The sequence below is a fragment of the Pseudomonas fluorescens genome (genome assembly GCF_902498065.1).
Lineage (GTDB): Bacteria > Pseudomonadota > Gammaproteobacteria > Pseudomonadales > Pseudomonadaceae > Aquipseudomonas > Aquipseudomonas fluorescens_BJ.
The window spans coordinates 117,430-138,180 of the sequence record NZ_CABVIR010000008.1 but is presented as its reverse complement, the minus strand read 5'-3'; the positions used below and the strand labels follow the sequence as shown (position 1 = coordinate 138,180).

Genomic DNA, 20,751 nt, shown 5'->3' with positions numbered 1-20,751 from the left:
TGGACGAAAAATCGTCAATTCGCCAAAGGCCATTCTGTTCGATAATCGCACGCAAAACTAACTGGGTAGTACACTTTGAATTGCTCATTGTATGGGGCCGCTCAATAATTCACTCACTCTTTTAAAAGCGGCGCAAATTCCCTGTAGCCGAAGCCTCCACCGGGAGTCGAAACATGCAGCGTTCCATTGCCACCGTGTCCTTGAGCGGTACCCTGCCGGAAAAACTCGAAGCCATTGCCGCCGCCGGTTTCGACGGGGTGGAGATTTTCGAGAACGACCTGCTCTATTACGACGGTAGTCCCCGAGAAATTAAACAGATGTGCGCCGATCTCGGGATCGCCATCACCCTGTTTCAACCCTTCCGCGATTTCGAAGGTTGCCGCCGCGACCGTCTGCCGCGCAATCTGGAACGGGCCGAGCGCAAGTTCGACCTGATGCAGGAGCTGGGCACGGACCTGGTGCTGGTGTGCAGTAATGCGTCTGCCGATTCCGTGGGGGATGAGCAAATCCTCGTCGACGACTTGCGCCTGCTGGCCGAACACGCCGGTGCCCGTGGTCTGCGAATCGGCTACGAAGCGTTGGCCTGGGGTCGCCACGTCAATACTTGGCAACAGGTGTGGAACATTGTTCGCCAGGCGGATCACCCGAGCCTCGGCGTGTTGCTGGACAGTTTTCACACGTTGTCGCTCAAGGGCGATCCAACGGCCATTGCTGAGATCCCAGGCGACAAAATCTTCTTCGTGCAAATGGCCGACGCGCCGATCCTGGCCATGGACGTGCTGGAATGGAGCCGGCATTTTCGCTGCTTCCCGGGCCAGGGCGAATTCGATTTGCCGGGGTTCCTCGCGCCGATTATCAAAAGTGGCTACACCGGACCGTTGTCGCTCGAGATCTTCAACGACGGTTTCCGCGCCGCGCCGCCACGAGCCAACGCCGCCGACGGTTTGCGTTCGTTGTTGTACCTGGAAGAGAAAACCCGCGAGCGACTGGCGCAGGAAGCCAAACCGGCGGCCAACCCGGACATTCTGTTCGAGACGCCCAAAGCCAGTGAATACAACGGCATCGAATTTCTTGAGTTCGCCGTGGACGAAAGCCTTGGCGCCAAGCTCTCTCATTGGCTGGAGCGACTGGGTTTCGTCAAGGCCGGCCAGCACCGCTCCAAAAGCGTGAGCCTGATGCGTCAGGGCGACATCAACCTGATCCTCAACTCCGAGCCTTACTCGTTTGCCCACAGCTTTTTCGAAGCTCATGGCCCGTCGCTGTGCGCCACTGCGGTGCGGGTCAACGACAGCGCCAGTGCGCTGGCCCGGGCCGTGGCTTACAAAGGTCAGCCGTATCGCGGACTGGTCGGCCCCAATGAACTGGAGCTGGCCGCGGTGCGTGCGCCGGATGGCAGCCTGATTTATCTGGTGGACCAGGACGCCGACGTCTACGACACCGATTTCAATCTGCAACCGACGGCAGCGGCCAGCGGTGGCCTCAAGCGCATCGACCACATGGCCATGGCGTTGCCGGCTGACAGCCTCGACAGTTGGGTGCTGTTCTACAAGAGCCTGCTGGATTTCGAAGCTGACGACGAAGTGGTGCTGCCGGACCCGTACGGTCTGGTGAAGAGCCGGGCGCTGCGCAGCCGCGACAGTTCGATCCGCTTGCCGCTGAACATTTCCGAGAACCGAAACACCGCGATCTCACACGCGCTGTCGAGTTATCGCGGCTCCGGTGTGCATCACATTGCGTTTGACTGCGACGATATCTTTGCCGAAGTCAGTCGCGCCAAGGAGGCGGGCGTACCGCTGCTGGATATCCCGCTCAACTATTACGATGACCTGGCCGCGCGGTTCGATTTCGACGACGAATTCCTCAGCGAACTGGCCTATTACAACGTGCTCTACGACCGTGATGCCCAGGGCGGTGAGCTGTTTCACGTCTATACCGAGCCCTTCGAAGGGCGGTTCTTCTTTGAAATCATCCAGCGCAAGAATGGCTATGCCGGTTACGGCGCGGCCAACGTGGCGGTGCGGCTGGCGGCCATGGCCAAGTCCCGCAGCGGCGCCATTCGTCAGGCGAAGTTGTAGTGATTTGGTAAACGCGAGGATAAACCGCTGCCGCGCAGCTTCCTTCACTGTGCGGTGCGGCTCATAATCGCCGGCGTGTGCAGTGATGGCCGTGAGCCCGCAATGACAATGACCTCAGAACTCTCCGTAGCGCCCGACGAACCCATGACCGAGCCTCGCAAGAGTCGCAAGAACAACCCGGAAAAGACCCGCGAGAACATTCTTCAAGAAGCCATTGTCGAGTTCGTCCAGCAGGGGCTTTCCGGTGCTCGCGTCGATGCGATCGCCGAGCGCATCCATACCTCGAAACGCATGATCTATTACTACTTCGGCAGTAAGGAACAGCTCTACATCGAGGTGCTGGAGAAGCTCTACGGCGATATTCGCAACACCGAAAACCGCCTGCACCTGGCCGAACTGGCGCCGGTGGAAGCGATTCGGCGGCTGGTGGAGTTCACCTTTGATCACCACGATCGCAACGTCGATTTCGTGCGCATCGTCAGCATCGAGAACATTCACAACGCCGAATTCGTGAAACGTTCCGATGCGATCAAGGCGATGAACAACACCATTCTTGATTCACTGGGCGTGATATTGCGTCGCGGCGCTGAAGAGGGTGTGTTCCGGACAGGGCTTGAGCCTTTGGATGTGCATCTGCTGATCAGTTCGTTCTGCTTCTATCGCGTGTCGAACCGCCATACCTTTGGTGAGATTTTTCAGATCGACCTGCCGGACGAAAGCATCAAGCAGCGTCATCGGGAGATGATTTGCGAGTCGGTTTTGCGATACCTGCAGGCCTGACGTTATTTGTAGGAGCCGGCTTGCTGCGGGCTCCTACAAGTTGCATCAGCCATTCATGCTTTGAAAATGCGCCAGCATTCGCTGCGCATCCGGCACCACGCCACTGAACAGCTCAAACGCCTTTACCGCCTGAAACACCGCCATGTTGCCGCCATCCAGTGTCCGGCAACCCAAGGCGCGGGCGTTGCGCAGCAGTTCGGTTTCCAGCGGGAAGTAAACGATCTCCGCCACCCACAACTGTGGCCGCAGCAACTCCACCGGGACCGGCATGCCCGGGAGTTTTTTCATGCCCATAGGCGTGGTGTTCACCAGGCCGTCAGCCTGTGCCAGCGTGTTCGGCAAGTCATGCCCTGCTACGGCTCGGCCAGCGCCGAAATGCTGATTGAGATTGTCCGCCAGACTCTGCGCGCGACTGATTTCCACGTCGAAAATAGTCAGCCGTTGTACGCCTTCGCTCAATAACGCGTGGGCCACTGCGGCACCCGCACCACCGGCGCCCATCTGGACCACACGCTCAAGGGCAACGCCCTGCAAGCCACGGCGAAAACCTTCGGCAAACCCCAGGCAATCGGTGTTGTGGCCGATGCGTTTACCGTCCTTCAACACCACCGTGTTCACCGCGCCGATGCCGCGGGCTTCCGGCGACAATTCGTCGAGCAACGGGATGATCGACTGCTTGCAGGGGAAGGTGATGTTCAGACCGGTGAAGTTCATGCGCTCGGCCGCCATCAACAGGTCGGGCAGGGCGCTGCTGTCGAGTTTCAACTGATCGAGGTCGATCAGTCGGTAGAGGTAGCGCAAACCCTGGGCGTCGCCTTCGTGTTCGTGCAGCGTGGGTGTACGGGATGCCTGGATGCCGGCGCCGATCAGCCCGGCCAGTACTGCGTTGTTCTGAGTCACTGTGTTCACCCTTTCAAGCGCAGGCTGAAATGCTCCAGCGCCAAGCGGTAGCCGTGGCTGCCGAAACCGGCCATCACTGCGGTGGCAATGGCTGAAACAAAGGAGTGGTGGCGGAAGGGTTCGCGAGCATGGACGTTGGACAGATGGACTTCGATCACCGGCAATTCGCTGGCGACCAGGGCATCACGAATGGCAACCGAGGTGTGGGTCCATGCGGCGGGGTTGATGACGATCCCGGCGCAACGACCGCGGGCGGCGTGTATCCAGTCGAGCAGTTCGCCTTCATGGTTGGTCTGGCGAAATTCCACCGTCAGGCCGAATTCTTCGGCAGCCCGGCCACACAACGCGGCGATATCCGCCAGGGTTTCGTGGCCGTAGGTCGCGGGCTCGCGCGTGCCCAGCAGGTTCAGGTTCGGGCCGTTGAGCACCAGAACGATAGGGTTCATCAGGGTCTCTCCACTTATTGTTCTTGGCATCGGCTGATGCTTCAGCCTGTGGAGATAAATTGTACTAGATGGTTAATTTGGTCAATTGAAGAGGCGCCGCGACGAAGCTTTGTGTGCGGTGATCGGACGCTTTCGATCATTCAGCGTGGCAAATGCTCTACCAGAAAATCAATAAACGCCCGTAACCGCAGAGGCACATGGCGGCTTTGCGGGTAAAGGAGGGTGAATGGCCGTGACCGCCCGCCGTAAGGTTTGAGGACTTCCACCAGCGAGCCATCGGCCAGCTCCTTTTCGACGATGAACCGATAGGTCTGGAACAGGCCCGCCCCATGTTTGGCCAGGGTCACACCGCCCAGAACGTCGTCAGAACAACTGAGATCGCCCTCGGCGAGAATCTCGCGCTGCACCCCATCGTCGTTGAACAGCCAGGCAATCCGCCGACCGCTGCTGGGCAAATCGTACTGGATACATTCGTGCTGTTTGAGATCATCCAGGGTTTGCGGTATGCCCGCGCGTTTCAGGTAATCGGGGCTGGCGATCATCACCAGTTCCGCGTCCTCAAGTTGCCGGGCGATCAGCCCTGAATCCGGAATCGCCCGCACACGGATGGCCAGGTCATAGCCTTCACCGACGAAATCAATGTTGCGGTTGCTGATATGCGATTCGACTTTTACTTGCGGAAAGCGCTCCCGAAACGCCGGCAGCAACGGGAGGATCCGGTGATGCGCATACGTCGTGGGAATGCTGATGCGCAACGTGCCGGAAGGCTGCTGCTGCTGGCCCATGACCTCTCGTTGGGCCTCGACCAGTTGCGCCAGCGCCTGGCGGCATTCTTCGTAATAGCGGCGCCCGCTGTCGGTCAGTTTGACGCTGCGAGTGGTGCGCGCGAACAGCCGTACACCCAGGCGTTCTTCCATGCGCGATACGGAACGGCTCACCGCTGCGGGGGTCACGCCGGCCACCAGCGCGGCAGCGGTAAAGCTGCCCGCTTCGGCGGCGAGGCAAAACAGTTCGATGCTGCCGAGCTGAAGATCGTCGAATGTTCGCTGCATGATTGATTACACCGGAGATCAAATGAAGGGCTTGATGCAGTATTTATCAAATTGCGGAAAGGATTGCTTACCATTTTTGCCCCGGATCGCCGCGCTCGATTTGCGTTGGAACGCTAGCCTCAAGTTCGGCTGGCAATGTGCACGCCTGTACCGGTTATCGGATTTTTAAAGGAATGACGAGTCCTCGGGCTCATTAACCTAACGGATGGGTTAACAATGAAATTGTTCAGCTACAAAGGGCTTTCAGTGGTGATCATGCTCCTTGACGAGCATTGCCCGCCGCACGCACATGTGGATGCCGGAAGCTGGAGCGCACGCTTCAAATTCAGTTTTTGGCACAACAGTGTCGAACTGTGGGACGTGGTGCCCCATTCAAACCGGCCACCGGTGGCCGTGCTGGAAGGGTTGCGTCACGCGCTCAGACAACCCGCTCACTTGCGTCGCGCCCGGAGCATCTGGTGGGAAAAGCTGCACACGGTCTGCCTCGACCATCAGATATGGGACTGGCAAACCGGCGAAGTTGTGGTGGCCAAAAGGATTGCCAGTACGACCACCATGATTTATTCGGCTTGCTATGAGCCCGAGACGAACAAGACCCTGCTGTCGCTGATCGGTGTTTGGGAGGGCGTGGAGATCAAACTATGAAAACGATAGAAGCAAGCATGATGGCCGATCGGCCCGTCACCGAGGACGTGCTGGATGAAGCCATCCGGCGAGGGCAAGTGCGTCACAAAAGCGGATTGCAGGTGACGGCCGTGTCCTTTGTGGAACCTTGTCTGGCCGTCAGTTTCATTGATGGTAGTGGCGTGCTGCTGCCTGTGCAGCACTATCCCGAATTCAATGATTTCGAGGTCGAGGATCTCGCCGAGCTGAAAGTCGGCTTTTCCGGAACCGCCCTCTGCCATGAGGGCAAGGATCTTCAAGTCTCGATCGCCGGCATGATCTCGGCGAGCAAGCCGCTGATGGACATGGCCGCCTCGGTCATCGCTTCGCGCAATGGTCGCCAAAGCAGTGCCGCCAAAGCCGAGGCCGCGCGGGCCAATGGTCGCAAGGGCGGGCGTCCGCGCAAGCCAGAAATCACTGAATGAGCGCGCACAAAAAAGCCGTCGAAATGACGGCTGTTTTGTATCGGACGGCTGCAATCAACGTCGGGTCAACAGCACCCCGGACTCCATGTGGTGAGTCCACGGGAACTGGTCGAACATCGCGCATCGGGTAATGCGGTGGGTGTCATGCAACTGGGCGATGTTGGCCGCGAGGGTTTCCGGGTTGCAGGAGATGTACAGGATGTTGTCGAAGCGTCGGGTCAATTCGCAGGTGTCCGGGTCCATGCCGGCGCGAGGCGGGTCGACGAAGACGCTGCCGAACTCGTAGCTCTTGAGGTCAATGCCTTGCAGGCGACGGAACGGGCGAACTTCGTTCAAGGCCTCGGTCAGCTCTTCGGCGGACAGACGCACCAGCGTGACGTTGTCCACCGCGTTTTCGCTGAGGTTGCTCAGTGCCGCGTTGACCGAGGTCTTGCTGATTTCGGTGGCCAACACTTTACGTACGCGGGTAGCGAGCGGAAGCGTGAAGTTGCCGTTGCCGCAATACAGCTCCAACAGATCGTCGGGACGATCGCCGAGCGCGTCATAAGCCCAATTGAGCATCTTTTGGTTCACGGTGCCGTTGGGCTGGGTGAACGCGCCTTCCGGTTGACGGTAGCTGAACGTGCGGCCACCGACTTGCAGTTTTTCGACCACGTAATCGTGACCGATCACTTCGCGTTTGCCCTTGGAGCGGCCGATCACACTGACGTTAAGCTCGGCGGCGAGTTTCGATGCCGCAGCGTGCCAGTGTTCGTCCAGAGGACGGTGGTAGCACAGCGTGATCATTGCATCGCCGGCCAGGGTGGTCAGGAATTCCACCTGAAACAGCTTGTGGCTCAGGGCCGCACTGGCTTTCCACGCGGCTTTCAGTTGCGGCATCAATTCGTTGATGCGCAGGCTGGCGATCGGGAACGCTTCGATCAGGATCGGTGTGCGTTTGTCTTCCTGGGAAAACATCGCGTAGTGGCGCTCGCCGCCTTCACGCCACAAGCGGAACTCGGCGCGCAGGCGGAAGTTTTTCAGCGGCGAATCGAACACGGCCGGTTCAGGTGCATCGAACGGGGCCAGCAGGTCGCGCAGGCGCGAGACCTTTTCTTCGAGCTGAGCGGTGTAAGCCTGGGAATCAAAAGTCATGCGTTGAACCAACCCAACTTGATCACGAACAGAATCGACAGAATCACCAGCGCCGGGTTCAGTTCACGGCCGCGACCGGACAGCAACTTGATCGCGGTCCAGGAGATGAAACCGAAGGCGATGCCGTTGGCGATGGAATACGTGAATGGCATGGCCAGTGCAGTGACCACGACCGGTGCGGCAACGGTGATGTCGTCCCAGTCTATTTCGGCCAGGCCGGAAGTCATCAGTACGGCGACGAACAGCAGTGCCGGTGCTGTGGCGTATGCCGGAATGCTGGCGGCCAGTGGCGAGAAGAACAACGCCAGCAGGAACAGAATCGCCACGACAATGGCGGTCAAGCCGGTGCGGCCACCGGCACTGACGCCGGCGGCGGATTCGATGTAGCTGGTGGTGGTCGACGTACCCAGCAACGAACCGGCCATAGCCGCGGTACTGTCGGCGATCAGGGCGCGGCCCATTTTCGGCATGTGGCCGTCCTTGCCCATCAGGCCGGCGCGCTTGGCGACGCCAATGAGGGTGCCGGAGTTGTCGAACAGGTCGACGAACAGGAAGGCGAAAATCACGCTGACCAGACCGATGTCCAGTGCACCCTTGATGTCCAGTTGCAGGAAGGTCGGCGCCAGCGATGGCGGCATCGACATCACGCCGCCGAACGGGGTGAAGCCCATCAGGATCGAAACGATGGTCACCGCCAGAATCCCGATCAGTACTGCACCGCGTACGGCCAGCGCTTCGAGGGCGACGATCAGGGCGAAGCCAAGCGTTGCGAGGATCGGAGCCGGTTGTTTCAGGTCACCGAGACCGACCATGGTCGCCGGATTGCTGACCACGATGCCGGCGTTGTGCAGGGCAATCAGCGCCAGGAACAGGCCGATACCGGCAGCAATCGCCGAACGCAGCGGCAACGGGATGCTGTTGATGATCCATTCACGGATGCGGAAGATCGACAGCAGGAAGAACAGCACTGCCGAGATGAACACCGCGCCCAGCGCCACTTGCCACGTGTGGCCCATGTGCAGAACCACGGTGTAAGTGAAGAAGGCATTCAGGCCCATGCCCGGTGCGAGGGCGATCGGGTAGTTGGCGATCAGGCCCATCACCGTGGAGCCGATGGCCGCGGCCAGACACGTCGCGACAAACACCGCACCCTTGTCCATGCCGGTCTCGCCGAGGATGCTCGGGTTGACGAACAGAATGTAGGCCATGGCCAGGAAGGTCGTGATGCCCGCAAGAATCTCGGTCCGCACGTTGGTGTTGTGTGCCTTGAGTTGAAACAGCCTTTCCAGCATGTCTGCTCCCCGTGGCGCGCCCGGCGCCGTGAATGTATCGACCTCAACAGCAAAGCACAGACCGCTGCAGGCGCCTGGTAATTTTCTGTGGGTCGGAAAAAGCCGCGCATCATACCAGCCGCGTGGGGTTGTGGCTGCTTATGGTGGTGATCGTCGTCGATGTTTTGCGTTAAAGCCAAGTGCGCCATACTGCGCGCTGGTTTTGGGGGACATGGGGATAGCATGAAAACGCATCTGGTTAACGTATTCGCAATAGTGATTGGCTTGTTGCTGGGGGCACAAACCGCCTCGGCGGCGTCGGCGGGGCCGTTGAGTCAGGTCAAGGTGCTCAAGGTCGAGTCGCCGGCCTGCGGGTTTGAAGACATTGGCGATGGGCAAGAGAAAACCCGTTGCGATCACAGCGGGCCGAACATCAAGATCTACGTGCTGGAAGTCGGCTACGGCCGCAAGGCGCAAGTCGGGCTCGACGGTTTTGACGTGGACGGCACCCGGACTCCGGTTTGCGCCTTTGATAATGGCAACCTGACCGATTGCACCGTCGGCAGAAAAACCGTCGGTTATCTGTATGTCTTTGATCTGGCCGGCAAGCAGGAAGGCACGTTCACCTTCAGCAACACGTCGATCAACGCGCCGGGCAATACGATGTCGACGCAGCTTTACATCAAGTAACGCCCGCCCGAACGGAGAGCAGGAAAGCTGACTACGCTGTAAAGATCATCCTGTGGACTGCACTCATGACCTTTAGAGCCCTGATTACCCTCGCCGAGGGCATCGATGACCTGCAAGCCGCGACGCTGATCGATGTGCTGCGTCGCGCCAAGGTTGAAGTGGTGGTGGCCAGCATCGAGGGCCGGCGCATGCTCACCTGTGCCCGCGGCACCCGCGTGACGGCCGATGCGATGCTGGTGGATTTGCTGGCCCAGCCCTTTGACCTGATCGCACTGCCCGGCGGTGCAGTCGGCGCGCAGCATCTGGCGGCGCATCAACCCTTGCAACAATTGATCAAGGATCAGGCGGCGGCCGGACGTCTGTTCGCCGGCATCGCCGAAGCCCCGGCGCTGGCACTGCAAACCTTTGGCGTCCTGCGTCAGCGGCGGATGACCTGCCTGCCTAGTGCCAGCCATCAACTGTCGGGTTGCAACTTTGTCGATCAACCGGTGGTGGTCGATGGCAACTGCGTGACCGCTCAAGGTTCCGGGGGCGCACTCGCGTTTGCCCTGACACTGGTGGAACAACTCTGCGGCAAAGCTGCACGGGCGACGGTGGCGGGGGAGTTGGTGGTTTAGAGCATGTCAGGCGTGAACGGCAAGCGGTTTGATGATCGGTTGTTCCCGCTGCTCTGCTTGCCAAAGATCGTAGTCGGTCTGAACCCCTAACCACATACGCGCCTTGCCAATCACTATCTATGTATTGCACTTGGTCGGCAAAATTGTGCTCTAGCCCTGGTTCAAACCCTGGCTTCTTCCACCGGCACATGCATACGATCACGGTTGGCCAACGTCGGGAAAAGCTTGATCCACACCCCGGTGACCACCAACGTGCCGATACCGCCCATGACCACCGCCGGCACCGTGCCGAACCAGTGAGCGGTAAGGCCGGATTCGAACTCACCCAACTGGTTCGAGGCGCCGATGAACAGGCCGTTTACCGCGCTGACCCGGCCACGCATTTCATCCGGTGTTTCCAGTTGCACGAAGGACGCGCGGATTACCATGCTGATCATGTCTGCCGCGCCCAACACCACCAGCACAGCCAGCGAGAACCAAAACGAGGTCGACAGGCCGAACGCAATGGTCGCGACGCCAAACACACCCACGGCGGTAAACATCACCCGACCGACCTTGCGATCCACCGAGAATCGCGCCAGCCACAGCGACATCAGCAACGCACCGACTGCCGGAGCTGAACGCAGCAGGCCCAGCCCCCATGGCCCGGTCAGCAGAATGTCCTTGGCGAACACCGGCAGCAACGCCGTCGCTCCGCCGAGCAGCACTGCAAACAGATCGAGGGAAATCGCGCCGAGAATATCCGGACGGCTGCGAATGAAACGGACACCTGCCAGCAGCGAATCGAGGGTCGCCTTGCCTTTGTTCAGCGGCGTTTGCCGGGCGGGCAGGTTGAGCATTAACAGGCAGGCGATCACATAAAGGATCACGGTCGGCCCGTAGACCCAGACGCTGCCGAAGGCATACAACAAACCACCCAAGGCCGGGGCGACGATGGTTGCCGATTGTTGCGCCGACTGTGCAGCGGCGACGGCGCGGGGGAACAGCGCAGCGGGAACGATGCTCGGCAATAGCGCCTGGGTGGTCGGCATCTCGAAGGAGCGAGCGGCGCCGAGCAGGAACGCGAGGATGAAGATCATTTCCCGGGTGACGTGGCCGGTAGCGCCGCCAATCGCCAGCGTCAGCGCGATCAATGCCTGCAGTGACTGACAGATGGCCGCGACTTTACGGCGGTCATAGCGGTCGGCGACGTGCCCGGTGTGCAGCATGAACAGCACGCGCGGGGCAAATTCCACCAGACCGACCAGGCCCAGGTCCAGCACGTTGCCGGTCAGTTGATAGAGGTTCCAGCCGATGGCCACGGTGAGCATCTGAAAGCCGCTGGCAGTAAACACCCGAGCCAGCCAGAACGCGATGAAAGGGCGATGATGACGTAACAGCAAGGGCGCTTGGCTGGGCATCGGTGGCAGATCTTGAGCGAGGGGAGGTTCGAGATTATCACCAACCTGTAACTAGAAGTTGCGGGGCCGGAAAATTTAGTTAGCTAGACACCGATATGGCGGGATTGCTTACGGAATGTGTTGCAGCTGATTGCCGAATCCATGAGGCAACCTGTCACGCGGCAAAAGACCACACCGTCCATCGTCAAAAACCGGACTACTCTTTTACCCATGCTTGATCCAGATCAAAACCTTTGTGGAATTGATTCGGTGGCCAGATGGCCAGACTCCCTGCGTGTGATGTTTGTAAAAAGAAGAACGAATTCAAATTCGCCACACTCCATATCCGTGGGGGCCGTGGGTGTAGGCCGCAAGCCTTCAGCCGGTATTACCTGACAGAGGAAGACTTATGTTCGGTTTGGAGGCGCTTGATCTCGCCCGAATTCAGTTCGCGTTCACCATCTCGTTCCACATCCTGTTTCCGGCCATCACCATTGGTCTGGCGAGTTACCTGGCGGTACTCGAAGGCCTGTGGCTGAAAACCAACAACGATACTTACCGCGATCTGTACCACTTCTGGTCGAAGATCTTTGCCGTCAACTTCGGCATGGGCGTGGTCTCCGGGTTGGTCATGGCTTATCAGTTCGGCACCAACTGGAGCCGTTTCTCGGACTTCGCCGGTTCCGTGACCGGGCCGTTGCTGACCTACGAAGTACTGACTGCCTTCTTCCTCGAAGCCGGTTTCCTTGGGGTCATGCTGTTCGGCTGGAACAAGGTCGGACGCAATCTGCACTTCTTCGCCACGGTGATGGTCGCTATCGGCACGCTGATCTCGACCTTCTGGATTCTCGCGTCCAACAGCTGGATGCAAACCCCGCAGGGCTTCGAAATCATCAACGGCCAGGTCATTCCAACCGACTGGCTGGCGGTGATCTTCAACCCGTCGTTCCCGTACCGCCTGATGCACATGGCGACGGCCGCGTTTGTCGCCACCGCATTCTTCGTCGGATCCTCGGCGGCGTGGCATTTACTGCGCGGCAAGGACAACCCGGCGATCCGCACCATGCTCTCGATGGCGATGTGGATGGCCCTGATCGTTGCACCGATTCAGGCGGTCATCGGCGACTTCCACGGTCTCAATACGTTGAAGCATCAACCGGCGAAAATCGCCGCGATTGAAGGCCACTGGGAAAACCACGGCGATGAACCGACCCCGCTGATCCTGTTCGGCTGGCCGGACATGAAAGAAGAGAGGACCAAATTCGCCGTCGAGATTCCGTACCTGGGCAGCCTGATCCTCACCCACTCGCTGGACAAACAGGTGCCGGCGCTCAAGGAGTTCCCGCCGGAAGACCGACCAAATTCGACCATCGTGTTCTGGTCGTTCCGGATCATGGTCGGCCTGGGCATGCTGATGATCTTTACCGGTCTGTGGAGCCTGTGGCTACGCAAAAGCGACAAGTTGTATACCTCGCGACCGTTCCTGTACCTGGCGTTGTGGATGGGCCCGTCCGGCCTGATCGCGATCCTTGCCGGTTGGTTTACCACTGAAATCGGCCGCCAGCCGTGGGTGGTGTACGGTTTGATGCGCACGGCAGACGCATCGTCCAATCACAGCTTCATGCAGATGAGCATCACGCTGATCCTGTTTGTCGTGGTCTATTTCGCGCTGTTCGGTGCCGGGCTGGGTTACATGATGCGCCTGGTGCGCAAAGGGCCGAAGATCGACGAAGGCAAGGAAACCAACGACGGTGGTCCTGGCCAGAAACGCACGCCGGCCCGGCCGCTGTCGGCGGCTGACGATGATGGCGCCGAAAGTGACCACAGCCCCAGCCTGACCAAGGAGATTTGAGTCATGGGTATTGATCTTCCGCTGATCTGGGCCGTGATCATCATCTTCGGCATCATGATGTACGTGGTCATGGACGGCTTTGATCTGGGCATCGGGATTCTCTTCCCGTTCATCCCGGGCAAGACCGACCGTGACGTGATGATGAACACTGTCGCGCCAGTCTGGGACGGCAACGAAACCTGGCTGGTGCTGGGCGGCGCGGCACTGTTCGGCGCCTTCCCGCTGGCGTATTCGGTGGTGCTCTCGGCGCTGTACCTGCCGCTGATTTTCATGCTGATCGGGCTGATCTTTCGCGGCGTGGCGTTCGAGTTCCGCTTCAAGGCCAAGGATGACAAGCGCCATCTGTGGGACAAAGCGTTCATCGGCGGCTCGGTCGCCGCGACCTTCTTTCAGGGCGTGGCATTGGGGGCGTTCATCGATGGGCTGCCGGTGGTCAACCGTCAGTTCGCCGGCGGGTCACTGGACTGGCTGACGCCCTTCACGATGTTCTGCGGCGTGGCGTTGGTGGTGGCTTATGCGCTGCTCGGCTGCACGTGGCTGATCATGAAAACCGAAGGCAAGTTGCAGGAGCAGATGCACAACCTGGCGCGGCCGTTGGCCTTTGTGGTGCTGGCGGTGATTGGTATCGTCAGCATCTGGACGCCGCTGGCCCACGCCGAGATCGCCGCGCGCTGGTTCACGTTGCCGAATCTGTTCTGGTTCCTGCCGGTGCCTATTCTGGTGCTCGTGACTATGTATGGCTTGATCCGCGCCGTGGCTCGCAATGCGAACTACACCCCGTTCCTGCTGACCCTGGTACTGATCTTCCTCGGCTACAGCGGTCTGGGCATCAGCCTGTGGCCGAACATCGTGCCGCCGTCGATCTCGATCTGGGACGCCGCCGCACCGCCGCAGAGTCAGGGCTTCATGCTGGTCGGCACCTTGTTCATCATCCCGTTCATCCTGGGTTACACCTTCTGGAGCTACTACGTATTCCGCGGCAAGGTTACCCATGAAGATGGTTACCACTAGCGCACACGGCAATGGCGCAGGCTTGAGACCTGCGCCATTTCAGAGGAGATCACAATGATGGCTGGCAAACATTCCTTGCAGGAAATCGAAGCAGCAGAGAAAAAGCCGCTGTGGCAGCGGCTCGGTTGGTTGGCGATGATCTGGACCGGCAGCGTCGTGGCGCTGTTCATCGTTGCGAGCCTGATGCGCATGTTCATGAATGCTGCAGGCCTGTCGACCCACTGAATTCGCAAAATCCCATCCCGATGCCTTGCGGCACGGATTTACAACCCTCCCGCGCTGGAGGGTTTTTTTTGTCCGGGATTATTTTCGGGCTTTGAGGATCACGAACTTCGGTGTGGCCGCCACTTGTTCGACGCCACGGAACAACCGCGCCAGTTTGCTGTGGTAACCCAGATGACGATTGCCGACGATGTACAGCGCACCGCCCACCACGAGTGCTTCCCGCGCCTGCTGGAACATCCGCCAGGCGAGGAAGTCGCCCACGACTTGTTGCTGGTGAAATGGGGGGTTGCACAGCACCACGTCCAGTGACTGCGGTTCCTGCCCGGCCAGACCATCCCCGGCACGCACGATCACGTCCCGGTCACCCAGCGCCGCGCACCAGTTTTCGGCGGCCGATTGCACGGCCATGAAGGATTCGTCCACCAGCGTGTAGTGCGCCTGCGGGTTTTGCAGTGCGCTGGCAATGGCCAACACGCCGTTACCGCAGCCCAGATCAGCGACCCGTGCCGCGCCGAGGTTTGTCGGCAAGTGTGGCAAAAAGGCTCGCGTACCGATATCCAGCCCTTCGCGACAAAACACATTGGCGTGGTTGAGCAGCTCAATCGCTGGCACATCCAGCCGATAGCGAGTCGGGTAGGGCGACGTCGCAGGGGCTTTCGCTTCAGCGGTGGCCATTAACAGTCGAGCCTTTTTCACCGCCAGCGAGGCTTGAACCGGGCCGATGTAGCGCTCCAGCAAATCCCCGGCGGCGCGTGGCAGATGCTTGATCATGGCGCCGGCAATCACTTGGGCTCCGGGCGCCAATTGGCTTTGCAGACGGATCAATTGCTCCTCTAGCAAGGCCAGGGTTTTCGGCACGCGGATCAGGACCCGATCAAACGGGCCGCTAAACGCTTCGCTGGCAGGCACGCGAGGCACGGCATCAAATGCCTGAGCGTTACGGATCAGATTTTTTTCCAGGCCCTGGAAGGCCAGGAACGAGTCGCCGCTGCTGGTCACCTGAACCTTGCCCACGAGGCTGGCGGCCAATGCGCCAAAGCTGTCGTTGAGCACCAACACTCGAGTGTTCGCGCTCGGTTGCTGTTCGGCCAAATGATTGAGCAGGTACTCGTCGGCGGCATCAAACGCTTGCAACGGTTCGTTCTGCTGTTCTGGCTGGCGGATCAGGTCGAGGCGGGCGAAGGGTGTTTCGAGCAAAGGCATGGGGCGGGGCTCTGGGTCAATCAACGGGTATCCCGCGGCTCAGGGGCGTTATAGCGGGCGAGACCGTCTGAGTGCACTGCGTCGTGAAGGTTCGCACGTCTACACTCAGGAGGAATCGCAAATGGTACGTTACTCGCCGGTTTTAATCGATCAACGTATCGAGGTGCTGCTGAGGTAGCCTGCCTTGAGGGCGGCGATAATGGCCGCAATTTTGTTACTGACCCCGAGTTTATCGATCGAACTTTGAATGTGAAAATGGATGGTCCGTGCACTCAGATTCAGAATTCGTGCGCTTTCTTCAGCCGTCTTGCCGGCTGCCGCCAGTTCCAGGACGTCGATTTCCCGGGGAGATAAATGCGGAGCGGATGGCTTCAGCATTTTCTTGGGCAGTGATTGTGCGATCAGCGTATGAAGATGTCGGCACATGAACATCGAAAAACCGAGATTTTCATACAACTCCAGGGCCGTGATCGGGCAATGGCTCCTTGCCAGGCTCAGAATGCTGCAGAGGCCGCTCTCTTCGTCATGCAGTGATTGCGACCAGCCGTGCTGCAAACCTTGTGCTTCAAGAGCTTCCCACAGCGAAGGAACGTTGGAGAAAAGAGTTTCGCTCCACATAATGGGCAGCGTGGAGCGATTGCAATGAGCCACTACCGGATCCACCGAACTCAAATTCTTTTGTTTATATTCCTTGTTCCAGCTCGCCGGGTAATTGTTGCGCTGGATAGTGTTGAACTGGTTGTTTTTTGTTTGATAAGTAGTTGAAAAGGCGAAAAATTTAAACCCGATGTTTTTCGCGAATTCAAGTGCAATCGGGTACGCGGTATCTATATCCAGCGTTCTCGATAGTTGGTTGAGTTGTGATTCCTTCCAACGTTCCATCCTGTATCTCCATTTCACAATCTGCTGGGGTGCTGTTTGGATCCAAGATCCAGCACGAGCCGAGTGTAGGATGAATCTTACAGGCAGGTGAGATTTTTTGGCTTTACTGCGCGTTAAAAATTAAATATCAGGTTCTAAACAAATTAAACAAATAAGATCGCTATTGAATGCTGTGTTTAATGTGATTGCCCCGTTTTTAACTGAGTGGTACGTCTAATGATTTAAATACTCGTTGTAATGTCCACGATGACAAATTAAAACACTACAAAAAGTGGGTGTTTGTTTCCCAGGCTTTGCGGGACACTGGACGCTATCTGTTGAATGGAGCGCCCCATGACTGCCAGTGCAGAAAAATACACGCGCCAGACCCTGCTCGACGTCAAGCCGTTGACCCCGAACCTGTTCACCCTGCGCACGACAAGGGATCCCGGCTTTCGTTTTCGTGCGGGGCAATTCGCCAGGCTGGGGGTGACCAAGCCGGACGGCAGCGTTGTTTGGCGTGCCTATTCCATGGTCTCTTCGCCTTATGACGAGTTCCTCGAATTCTTTTCCATCGTGGTGCCGGGGGGAGAATTCACCAGTGAGCTCAGTCGGCTGGGTGTCGGCGATACGCTGCTAGTGGACCGCCAGGCTTTTGGTTACCTCACGCTTGACCGCTTCGTCGACGGGCGGGACCTCTGGTTGTTATCCACAGGCACGGGCGTGGCGCCTTTTCTGTCGATCCTGCAGGACTTCGAGGTCTGGGAGAAATTCGAACGAATCATCCTCGTCTACAGTGTGCGTGAAGCCCGGGAGCTGGCGTATCAGGCGCTGATCGCGGAGCTGGTGCAGCGTGACTATCTGGCCGAATACGCACACAAGTTTCAGTACATTGCCACGGTCACCCGCGAACAACATCCGGGTGCCTTGAATGGTCGAATCACCACCTTGATAGAGAGTGGCGAAATGGAGCGAGCAGCAGGTGCGTCGCTGACAGCCGAGCATTCGCGGGTCATGCTTTGTGGTAACCCGCAGATGATCGATGACACGCGAAAGTTGCTGAAACAGCGCGACATGCACCTGAGTCTCAGCCGACGCCCCGGGCACGTGGCGGTGGAAAATTACTGGTAAAAAAAACGGCGCCACGAGGCGCCGTTTTTGTCTGCATCAGATCATTCAGGCCGATTGTTCTGGGCTTTCAGCAGATCACGGATCTCACCCAGCAGCTCTTCTTCCTTGGTCGGAACCGGCGGCAGGGTGGGCGCAACGGCCTCTTCGCGCTTCAAGCGGTTGATGGCTTTGACGCCCATGAAAATCGCGAACGCGACGATGATGAAGTCGATCATGCTCTGGATGAATTTGCCGTACGCCAGCACCACTGCGGGAATGTCCCCGTTGGCTGCCTTGAGCGTAATGGCCAGGTCACTGAAATCCACCCCACCGATCAGCATGCCGATTGGCGGCATGACCACGTCGCCGACAAACGACGAAACGATCTTGCCGAAGGCCGCACCAATGATGATACCGACCGCCATATCAACCACGTTGCCTTTGACCGCGAAGGCCTTGAACTCACTTATCACGCCCATAGGTTATTTCCTTGTTACAGATGAGGTTGGTAATGCAGTGTAAATCAGCCAAATGGTTCTTGCCCGAAACACCTGCTTACAGCGCTAGCCCGCTATCGACCAGATCATCGGTAAAAAGTTTTCAAAATGCCATCATTGATGGGTAAATCTGCTCGTTCCAGGCGCGTTCCCGCTATCCATCTGAAGGACGTTACTCGTCATTCAGGCGCTTGTGCCGATCAGCGATGGGGGTGGCTATCATTGAAAGTGTGTGCGTTGCAGAAGTCGCTTATTGAGTGTAGTGGGAGTGTGCGTGCTATTAGTTTTACAGTGCTGAATCTCAAGTATAAGTTCTCGGTGTGGAAAATAATGACCGGAAAAATACATTGTGCATGATGTCGTAAAGCCATCGTTCTGAATGTCTGTATTAAACTCTTGGTTCATTGGGTAATGTTGTACTTTAAGCTTGAGAAGTATTAAGGCTTGTACAGCTTTGTGGGGGGCGGTTTAACTTGGGTGGAGTTGTCTGTGCTGGGCGTTGTACAAGTTATGTGAGTTGTAACGCTGTCGCTGTCTCGGGATCTTTACAAGTTCAGGTAGAGCCCCATTGGGTAACTTCGTCGCACTGACCCAGTCCAGCTGAGCTATCATCGCGGTTTTTTGCCGGGAGTTCAGATGGCCAAGGCCAAGCGCATGTACGGCTGCACCGAGTGCGGCTCAACCTTCCCCAAGTGGGCCGGCCAGTGCGGCGAATGCGGGGCCTGGAACACCTTGACCGAAACCATGGTCGAGAGCGGCGGTGCAGCAGCCCCCAGCGGTCGCACCGGTTGGACAGGCCAGCAGGCGCAGATCAAGACCCTGGCCGAAGTAAGCGTTGAAGAGATACCACGTTTTTCCACAGCCTCCAGTGAGCTCGATCGCGTCCTGGGCGGCGGGCTGGTGGACGGTTCGGTGGTACTGATCGGCGGTGATCCGGGCATCGGCAAATCAACCATCCTGTTGCAAACCTTGTGCAATCTCGCCAAGAGCATGCCGGCGCTATACGTCACGGGCGAAGAGTCCCAGCAGCAAGTGGCCATGCGCGCCCGTCGCTTGGGATTACCGCAGGATCAACTGCGTGTCATGACCGAAACCTGCATTGAAACCATCATCGCGACCGCCCGGGTCGAAAAGCCCAAGGTCATGGTGATCGACTCGATTCAGACGATCTTCACTGAACAACTGCAATCGGCACCCGGTGGCGTGTCCCAGGTGCGTGAGAGCGCGGCCTTGCTGGTGCGCTATGCCAAGCAAAGTGGCACGGCGATTTTCCTGGTTGGCCACGTGACTAAAGAAGGTGCGCTGGCCGGGCCGCGAGTGCTGGAGCACATGGTCGATACCGTGTTGTATTTCGAGGGTGAATCCGACGGTCGCTTGCGCTTGCTGCGGGCGGTGAAGAACCGTTTCGGCGCGGTCAACGAACTGGGCGTGTTCGGCATGACCGACAAGGGCTTAAAGGAAGTGTCCAATCCGTCGGCGATTTTTCTCACTCGTGCTCAGGAAGAAGTACCTGGCAGTGTGGTCATGGCAACGTGGGAAGGGACCCGGCCGATGCTGGTGGAAGTTCAGGCGTTGGTGGATGACAGTCACCTGGCCAACCCTCGTCGGGTCACGCTGGGGCTGGATCAGAATCGCTTGGCGATGTTGCTGGCAGTGTTGCACCGTCACGGCGGCATTCCGACCCACGACCAGGACGTGTTCCTCAACGTGGTGGGGGGGGTGAAGGTGTTGGAAACGGCTTCCGACCTGGCGTTGATGGCGGCGGTCATGTCCAGTTTGCGCAACCGGCCATTACCCCATGATCTGCTGGTGTTCGGCGAAGTCGGTTTGTCTGGCGAAGTGCGCCCGGTGCCGAGTGGGCAGGAACGCTTGAAAGAAGCCGCCAAACACGGCTTCAAACGGGCCATTGTGCCCAAGGGCAACGCGCCGAAAGAGGCGCCGCCGGGGCTGCAGATTATTGCCGTGACGCGTCTGGAGCAGGCCCTCGACGCACTATTCGAGTAACTGCAGGCATTACCCAATACTGTAGGAGCCGGGCTTGCCCGCGATAGCGGTTTGTCAGCCGACATTTGTGTTAGGGCTGGCACCGCCATCGCGCGCAAGCCCTGCTCCCACAGGGATTTGCGTCGAGTCGTCAGACCTCGATCAACGCACCCAATTCCCGCTCCAGTTCCCGCTGATCCCCCAGATTGAGTTCGATCAACCGTCGCAGGCGCGCTATGGAATCCAGGCTGATGTATCGGCAGACGAAACCCAACTGGCCGTGATCGTCGTGCGTTAGCTGCACATCCATCTTGATCTCGACGTCTTTATTCAGATGAATGTCGACGGAAAAAACCTTTGCCTGATCGCCCAGCCACGGCTCGGGTTTTTCGATCAGCAGCCCCTTGAGTGACAGGTCAATCAACTTCACTGGCCAGATGAAGTCCCCTTGGCACAACTCTGTTCGGGCGTCGAACGCAATACGTTTGAAGCGGCGGCGATCGGCAGGGTGTTGGCTCATGGCGCAATCCTCTGAATGTTCGCTGACTATAGACCCGCATTGTCAAAGCCTGCCAGC

General features: G+C 58.5%; 21 protein-coding genes and 1 pseudogene. 11 read left to right on the top strand and 11 right to left on the bottom strand.

What is annotated here, in order from left to right; all coding sequences use genetic code 11:
- The first annotated feature begins 173 nt into the window (after window positions 1–173).
- Together quiC and F8N43_RS24275 are read left to right on the top strand one after the other, a co-directional pair.
- A complete protein-coding gene (gene quiC, locus F8N43_RS24280) occupies window positions 174–2,075 on the top strand; it encodes a 3-dehydroshikimate dehydratase QuiC (RefSeq protein ID WP_150654484.1) in 1,902 nt (633 codons plus the stop codon).
- 102 nt (window positions 2,076–2,177) lie between these two features.
- Window positions 2,178–2,855 (top strand): TetR/AcrR family transcriptional regulator, encoded by a 678-nt coding sequence (locus F8N43_RS24275; protein WP_150630427.1) that lies wholly within the window; start codon window positions 2,178–2,180, stop codon window positions 2,853–2,855.
- A 45-nt stretch (window positions 2,856–2,900) separates the two neighbouring features.
- Here F8N43_RS24275 and F8N43_RS24270 read toward each other — a convergent pair whose 3' ends face one another.
- From F8N43_RS24270 to F8N43_RS24260, 3 genes are all read right to left on the bottom strand, one after another.
- Window positions 2,901–3,755, bottom strand: coding sequence for a shikimate dehydrogenase (locus tag F8N43_RS24270; RefSeq protein ID WP_150630428.1), 855 nt, complete (start codon window positions 3,753–3,755; stop codon window positions 2,901–2,903).
- A gap of 5 nt (window positions 3,756–3,760) precedes the next feature.
- Window positions 3,761–4,201: a type II 3-dehydroquinate dehydratase gene (gene aroQ, locus F8N43_RS24265; RefSeq protein WP_150654483.1), complete on the bottom strand. Its 441-nt coding sequence runs from the start codon at window positions 4,199–4,201 to the stop codon at window positions 3,761–3,763.
- Between the two features lie 140 nt (window positions 4,202–4,341).
- Window positions 4,342–5,253 carry a LysR family transcriptional regulator gene (locus F8N43_RS24260; RefSeq protein WP_150630429.1) on the bottom strand — a complete coding sequence of 304 codons (912 nt, stop codon included), beginning with the start codon at window positions 5,251–5,253 and terminating at the stop codon, window positions 4,342–4,344.
- Between the two features lie 216 nt (window positions 5,254–5,469).
- Between F8N43_RS24260 and F8N43_RS24255 the strand changes: the two genes are divergently transcribed.
- Both F8N43_RS24255 and F8N43_RS24250 read left to right on the top strand, forming a co-directional pair.
- On the top strand, window positions 5,470–5,898 hold the full coding sequence (locus tag F8N43_RS24255) for a DUF4160 domain-containing protein (protein WP_150630430.1): 429 nt from the start codon (window positions 5,470–5,472) through the stop codon (window positions 5,896–5,898).
- A complete protein-coding gene (locus tag F8N43_RS24250) occupies window positions 5,895–6,341 on the top strand; it encodes a DUF2442 domain-containing protein (protein WP_150654482.1) in 447 nt (148 codons plus the stop codon). The genes F8N43_RS24255 and F8N43_RS24250 overlap by 4 nt, the downstream gene beginning before the upstream one ends.
- Before the next feature lie 54 nt (window positions 6,342–6,395).
- On the opposite strand, the gene trmA is transcribed toward F8N43_RS24250, so the two are convergent.
- The gene (gene trmA / locus F8N43_RS24245) at window positions 6,396–7,475 is read right to left on the bottom strand and encodes a tRNA (uridine(54)-C5)-methyltransferase TrmA (protein WP_150654481.1); all 1,080 of its coding nucleotides are present in this window, start codon (window positions 7,473–7,475) and stop codon (window positions 6,396–6,398) included.
- A complete protein-coding gene (locus tag F8N43_RS24240) occupies window positions 7,472–8,767 on the bottom strand; it encodes an NCS2 family permease (protein WP_150630433.1) in 1,296 nt (431 codons plus the stop codon). Before F8N43_RS24240 ends, trmA begins: the two co-directional genes overlap by 4 nt.
- A gap of 222 nt (window positions 8,768–8,989) precedes the next feature.
- Between F8N43_RS24240 and F8N43_RS24235 the strand changes: the two genes are divergently transcribed.
- Window positions 8,990–9,436: a DUF4879 domain-containing protein gene (locus F8N43_RS24235; RefSeq protein WP_150630434.1), complete on the top strand. Its 447-nt coding sequence runs from the start codon at window positions 8,990–8,992 to the stop codon at window positions 9,434–9,436.
- Window positions 9,437–9,501: 65 nt separating this feature from the next.
- Window positions 9,502–10,053, top strand: coding sequence for a DJ-1 family glyoxalase III (locus tag F8N43_RS24230; RefSeq protein WP_150630435.1), 552 nt, complete (start codon window positions 9,502–9,504; stop codon window positions 10,051–10,053).
- Window positions 10,054–10,059: 6 nt separating this feature from the next.
- Here the strand turns inward: F8N43_RS24230 and F8N43_RS29620 are convergent.
- Window positions 10,060–10,164: pseudogene (locus F8N43_RS29620) on the bottom strand (addiction module antidote protein, HigA family); the annotation flags it as partial.
- Window positions 10,165–10,214: 50 nt separating this feature from the next.
- Entirely contained in the window at window positions 10,215–11,453 is a 1,239-nt protein-coding gene (locus F8N43_RS24220; RefSeq protein ID WP_150638347.1) for an MFS transporter, read from the bottom strand.
- 388 nt (window positions 11,454–11,841) lie between these two features.
- On the opposite strand from F8N43_RS24220, the gene F8N43_RS24215 reads away from it, so the two are divergent.
- The 3 genes from F8N43_RS24215 to F8N43_RS24205 are packed head-to-tail and all read left to right on the top strand — an operon-like array spanning window position 11,842 to window position 14,520.
- Entirely contained in the window at window positions 11,842–13,284 is a 1,443-nt protein-coding gene (locus F8N43_RS24215; protein WP_150638345.1) for a cytochrome ubiquinol oxidase subunit I, read from the top strand.
- Between the two features lie 3 nt (window positions 13,285–13,287).
- Window positions 13,288–14,295, top strand: a complete 1,008-nt coding sequence (cydB, locus tag F8N43_RS24210; protein ID WP_150630438.1) for a cytochrome d ubiquinol oxidase subunit II — start codon at window positions 13,288–13,290, stop codon at window positions 14,293–14,295.
- Between the two features lie 57 nt (window positions 14,296–14,352).
- A complete protein-coding gene (locus tag F8N43_RS24205; protein ID WP_064680606.1) occupies window positions 14,353–14,520 on the top strand; it encodes a DUF2474 domain-containing protein in 168 nt (55 codons plus the stop codon).
- Between the two features lie 78 nt (window positions 14,521–14,598).
- Here F8N43_RS24205 and F8N43_RS24200 read toward each other — a convergent pair whose 3' ends face one another.
- On the bottom strand, window positions 14,599–15,723 hold the full coding sequence (locus F8N43_RS24200) for a methyltransferase (RefSeq protein WP_150638343.1): 1,125 nt from the start codon (window positions 15,721–15,723) through the stop codon (window positions 14,599–14,601).
- 150 nt (window positions 15,724–15,873) lie between these two features.
- Window positions 15,874–16,605, bottom strand: a complete 732-nt coding sequence (locus F8N43_RS24195; RefSeq protein ID WP_150654480.1) for a helix-turn-helix transcriptional regulator — start codon at window positions 16,603–16,605, stop codon at window positions 15,874–15,876.
- A 333-nt stretch (window positions 16,606–16,938) separates the two neighbouring features.
- On the opposite strand from F8N43_RS24195, the gene F8N43_RS24190 reads away from it, so the two are divergent.
- The gene (locus F8N43_RS24190) at window positions 16,939–17,715 is read left to right on the top strand and encodes a ferredoxin--NADP reductase (protein ID WP_150654479.1); all 777 of its coding nucleotides are present in this window, start codon (window positions 16,939–16,941) and stop codon (window positions 17,713–17,715) included.
- A gap of 41 nt (window positions 17,716–17,756) precedes the next feature.
- Here F8N43_RS24190 and mscL read toward each other — a convergent pair whose 3' ends face one another.
- Window positions 17,757–18,173, bottom strand: a complete 417-nt coding sequence (gene mscL / locus F8N43_RS24185; RefSeq protein WP_150630442.1) for a large-conductance mechanosensitive channel protein MscL — start codon at window positions 18,171–18,173, stop codon at window positions 17,757–17,759.
- Between the two features lie 654 nt (window positions 18,174–18,827).
- Between mscL and radA the strand changes: the two genes are divergently transcribed.
- A complete protein-coding gene (radA, locus tag F8N43_RS24180) occupies window positions 18,828–20,195 on the top strand; it encodes a DNA repair protein RadA (protein ID WP_008040321.1) in 1,368 nt (455 codons plus the stop codon).
- A gap of 130 nt (window positions 20,196–20,325) precedes the next feature.
- Here radA and F8N43_RS24175 read toward each other — a convergent pair whose 3' ends face one another.
- Window positions 20,326–20,694, bottom strand: a complete 369-nt coding sequence (locus F8N43_RS24175; protein WP_150630443.1) for a PilZ domain-containing protein — start codon at window positions 20,692–20,694, stop codon at window positions 20,326–20,328.
- Between the last annotated feature and the right edge of the window lie 57 nt (window positions 20,695–20,751).

Bases quoted from the DNA above. Each gene is read 5' to 3' on its own strand.
- quiC (WP_150654484.1), top strand. From the start codon at position 174: ATGCAGCGTTCCATTGCCACCGTGTCCTTGAGCGGTACCCTGCCGGAA.
- F8N43_RS24275 (WP_150630427.1), top strand. From the start codon at position 2,178: ATGACAATGACCTCAGAACTCTCCGTAGCGCCCGACGAACCCATGACC.
- aroQ (WP_150654483.1), bottom strand. From the start codon at position 4,201: ATGAACCCTATCGTTCTGGTGCTCAACGGCCCGAACCTGAACCTGCTG.
- F8N43_RS24260 (WP_150630429.1), bottom strand. From the start codon at position 5,253: ATGCAGCGAACATTCGACGATCTTCAGCTCGGCAGCATCGAACTGTTT.
- F8N43_RS24255 (WP_150630430.1), top strand. From the start codon at position 5,470: ATGAAATTGTTCAGCTACAAAGGGCTTTCAGTGGTGATCATGCTCCTT.
- F8N43_RS24250 (WP_150654482.1), top strand. From the start codon at position 5,895: ATGAAAACGATAGAAGCAAGCATGATGGCCGATCGGCCCGTCACCGAG.
- trmA (WP_150654481.1), bottom strand. From the start codon at position 7,475: ATGACTTTTGATTCCCAGGCTTACACCGCTCAGCTCGAAGAAAAGGTC.
- F8N43_RS24240 (WP_150630433.1), bottom strand. From the start codon at position 8,767: ATGCTGGAAAGGCTGTTTCAACTCAAGGCACACAACACCAACGTGCGG.
- F8N43_RS24235 (WP_150630434.1), top strand. From the start codon at position 8,990: ATGAAAACGCATCTGGTTAACGTATTCGCAATAGTGATTGGCTTGTTG.
- F8N43_RS24230 (WP_150630435.1), top strand. From the start codon at position 9,502: ATGACCTTTAGAGCCCTGATTACCCTCGCCGAGGGCATCGATGACCTG.
- F8N43_RS24220 (WP_150638347.1), bottom strand. From the start codon at position 11,453: ATGCCCAGCCAAGCGCCCTTGCTGTTACGTCATCATCGCCCTTTCATC.
- F8N43_RS24215 (WP_150638345.1), top strand. From the start codon at position 11,842: ATGTTCGGTTTGGAGGCGCTTGATCTCGCCCGAATTCAGTTCGCGTTC.
- cydB (WP_150630438.1), top strand. From the start codon at position 13,288: ATGGGTATTGATCTTCCGCTGATCTGGGCCGTGATCATCATCTTCGGC.
- F8N43_RS24205 (WP_064680606.1), top strand. From the start codon at position 14,353: ATGGCTGGCAAACATTCCTTGCAGGAAATCGAAGCAGCAGAGAAAAAG.
- F8N43_RS24200 (WP_150638343.1), bottom strand. From the start codon at position 15,723: ATGCCTTTGCTCGAAACACCCTTCGCCCGCCTCGACCTGATCCGCCAG.
- F8N43_RS24195 (WP_150654480.1), bottom strand. From the start codon at position 16,605: ATGGAACGTTGGAAGGAATCACAACTCAACCAACTATCGAGAACGCTG.
- F8N43_RS24190 (WP_150654479.1), top strand. From the start codon at position 16,939: ATGACTGCCAGTGCAGAAAAATACACGCGCCAGACCCTGCTCGACGTC.
- mscL (WP_150630442.1), bottom strand. From the start codon at position 18,173: ATGGGCGTGATAAGTGAGTTCAAGGCCTTCGCGGTCAAAGGCAACGTG.
- radA (WP_008040321.1), top strand. From the start codon at position 18,828: ATGGCCAAGGCCAAGCGCATGTACGGCTGCACCGAGTGCGGCTCAACC.
- F8N43_RS24175 (WP_150630443.1), bottom strand. From the start codon at position 20,694: ATGAGCCAACACCCTGCCGATCGCCGCCGCTTCAAACGTATTGCGTTC.